The organism is Nocardia pseudobrasiliensis NBRC 108224, assembly GCF_001613105.1.
GTDB classification, from domain to species: Bacteria; Actinomycetota; Actinomycetes; order Mycobacteriales; family Mycobacteriaceae; genus Nocardia; species Nocardia pseudobrasiliensis.
Map to the genome: position 1 here is coordinate 57,552 of NZ_BDBS01000004.1, position 2,763 is coordinate 60,314.

At 66.2% G+C, this 2,763-nt stretch carries 3 protein-coding genes; all 3 read left to right on the forward strand.

Features of this window, described 5'->3' with window-relative positions; genetic code table 11:
- Window positions 1-5: 5 nt before the first annotated feature.
- The 3 genes from NP4_RS05295 to NP4_RS05305 are packed head-to-tail and all read left to right on the forward strand — an operon-like array spanning window position 6 to window position 2,757.
- Window positions 6-260: an acyl carrier protein gene (locus tag NP4_RS05295; RefSeq protein ID WP_067992727.1), complete on the forward strand. Its 255-nt coding sequence runs from the start codon at window positions 6-8 to the stop codon at window positions 258-260.
- Entirely contained in the window at window positions 257-1,027 is a 771-nt protein-coding gene (locus tag NP4_RS05300) for an acyl-ACP desaturase (protein WP_067992730.1), read from the forward strand. The genes NP4_RS05295 and NP4_RS05300 overlap by 4 nt, the downstream gene beginning before the upstream one ends.
- A gap of 2 nt (window positions 1,028-1,029) precedes the next feature.
- Window positions 1,030-2,757: an acyl-CoA dehydrogenase family protein gene (locus NP4_RS05305; protein WP_147287861.1), complete on the forward strand. Its 1,728-nt coding sequence runs from the start codon at window positions 1,030-1,032 to the stop codon at window positions 2,755-2,757.
- The last annotated feature ends 6 nt before the right edge of the window (window positions 2,758-2,763 follow it).

The window sequence follows — 2,763 nt, forward strand, 5'->3', positions numbered from 1 at the left end:
CCCCGATGACACAGGACGACCTGCTGGCCCTGCTCGGCCGCGGACTGCGCCAGCTCACCTCCGCATCGCACCCCGAGTTGACCCCGGACTCCGATCTCTACTCCTCCGGCATCGACTCCGTGCAGCTGTTGGAGCTGGTGACCTGGACCGAGAAGGAACTCGACATCCGTTTACCGGACGAAAAGCTCTACGCCGTAACCGATGTGCGCGGATTGTGCGATCTCATCACCGCCGAGCTCGCCGACCGCGTCGCCTCATGAACAAGAAGCTGCGCGAATCCTTCCATCGCGAGTACATGACGTTCTTCGAGAACGCCGAGCGCACCCGCAGGTGGAATCTGTTCAACGATATCGCCTGGGAGGCAGTCGAATCCGGTCCTGCTGATGAGCAGCTGGCCACCAATGCCGAGACGTTCTGCGGTGTCGAGATGTTTCTGCCCGACTATCTCAACACTCATTTGGAACTGTTCGGCCGCGACTACGCTCAGGCCTGGTTCGCCGCCAACTGGGGGTACGAGGAATCCAAGCATTCGCTCGTACTGCGGGAGTATCTGCGTCGCAGCGGTCAGCGCACCGAGGACCAACTCCACGACTATGCCGATGCGGTGTTGGCGAAACGGTGGGAGCGGCCGTACGAGAGCCCGCGAGAGATGTTGATATACGGCATGATCCAGGAGCTGACCACCTTCGTGGTGTATCGGTCGCAGCGCACGCGAGCCATCGAGACCGGCCATCGGACGCTCGCCGACATCTATCGGCTCATCGGTCGTGACGAGATGGCGCACACCAAGTTCTATCAGCACATGGTCGCCCTGCTGCTCGACGACGATCGCGCGGGCACCCTCACCGATCTGTCGCATGTGCTGCGGACCTTCCGCATGCCCGCGGAACAACTGCTCCCCGATGCCGAGGCGCGCAGCTCCCTGATGCGTTCCACCGGCATCGACGGCCGGGTCTACCTGCGCGACATCGTCGCGCCGACCCTGTCGGCCCTGCACCTGACCCGCCACGATCTGCGGAAGGAGTGACGATGATCGACTTTCTCGACGAACCCCTCTTCGATCCGCGCGCCCGCTACGAATCGGACGTCGACGATCTCATGCTGCTGACCGTCGAGCGCGCGAAGGCGTTGCACGCCAAGGGAATCGTCGGCGGCGAGGCGTGGTGTGGCGGTAGTCGGGCGGATCGGTTTCCCGATCTGGTGCGCACCATGGGTTGGCTCAGCGCCTGGGACATCTCCCTGGTCGCCACGACCGGCAATCAGCAGTTGGCGGGCAGCGCGCTGCTCTCGCACGGCAGTCCCGCGCAGGTGGCGGCGTATCGCGACGAGATCGACCGGATGGAACGGGTGTATGCGTTCGCGGCGACCGAGATCGGCCGGGGGACCAACCTCATGGCGATCGGGACGCAGGTGCACTATCGGCACGAGGATCGATCGCTGCGTATCGACACGCCGTCGGATGACGCCGCGAAGTATTGGATCGGCAACAGTCTGTTCTCCGCGACGCACGCGATGGTGCTGGCTCGGCTCGTGGTCGACGGGACCGACGAGGGTCACCACTGGTTCCGGGTGCCGCTGCGGCCCGCCGAGGGCGCGTCGCCGTTTCCCGGAGTGCGCATTCGCCGGGCCGATCCCAAGGGCGGACTGCCCGGGAATCAAACGGGGATGATCCATTTCGATCACTATCGGATTACGCTGGACGCATTGCTGAGCGGGTGGGCGCGGATCGACGAATCCGGCAGGTATGTCAGCGAATTCGCCAGCCGGGAGCGGTATCTGCGGTGCCTGGGGACATTCTCGCAGGAGCGCATCTTCCCCGTGACGGGCGCGGCCGCGGTCCTGCGCCGATTCTCGGCGATCACGCTGCGCTACAGCACCCACCGCGAGGCCTCCGGTAAGCGGCTGCTCGGATTCCCGCACTACCGCGAACGCCTCATGCCCATCGCCGCCGAGGCGCTGGCCCTGCGGCATCTGACCGAGCACATCATCGAGGAGTGGACCACCCGCTACCCGACCGAGCCGATCACCCTGCACGGCCGGCCGCTGCACGGGCTGACCTCGGGGGCCAAGGCTCATGCCTCATGGGCGGTCAATACCGCGCTGGTGGAGCTGCGAGAGCTGTGCGGCGGCCACGGATTCCACAGCCACAACGAGATGGTCACCGCGCGCGTGGACGGTGAGATCAACACGACCTTCGGCGGCGACAACAATGTCATGTGCTACGAGAGTATCCGCGTCTCCGCGAGAAACTCCGCGGCACAGGATATCTCGTCCAACCCGCCCGTCATCACCGAAGACGGTCTGCACTCGTGCGCGCAGGGCATCGCACTGCTGGAAGCATTGGCGCAGCGGCTGTTACACCGCTGGCGGGACTCCCAGCGCGCCGCGCTGTGCCGCCCGCACGTCCACGCGAGCTGCGCCGTCGCCCTGCTACGCCGATGGACCGACCACACCAGCGGCGAGGTCGACCGCGCCCTGCGCCAGCTCTACACCGTGACCTGCCTGCTGAGCCTCACCGACCACCTCGTCGCCGAGGACCTGCTCGACAGCGCGGGCACCCGGGGCCTGCTGGCGCAGCGCGCCGCTCTCAGCGACGACTGCGCCGACCATCCCACCGAGGTCCTCGACCTGCTCGACGTCCCCGAGGTCCTGCTCGGCGTCCCGCTGGCCCACCCCGACTACATCCACCGCACGGTCACAGCCGCCCGCGACACCGAACCGAAGCTGGTGCGGGAACGGGCAATAGGGCCGCGGTAGGTCCGG

Coding starts and splice junctions, on each gene's coding strand:
- NP4_RS05295 (WP_067992727.1), top strand. CDS start 6: ATGACACAGGACGACCTGCTGGCCCTGCTCGGCCGCGGACTGCGCCAG.
- NP4_RS05300 (WP_067992730.1), top strand. CDS start 257: ATGAACAAGAAGCTGCGCGAATCCTTCCATCGCGAGTACATGACGTTC.
- NP4_RS05305 (WP_147287861.1), top strand. CDS start 1,030: ATGATCGACTTTCTCGACGAACCCCTCTTCGATCCGCGCGCCCGCTAC.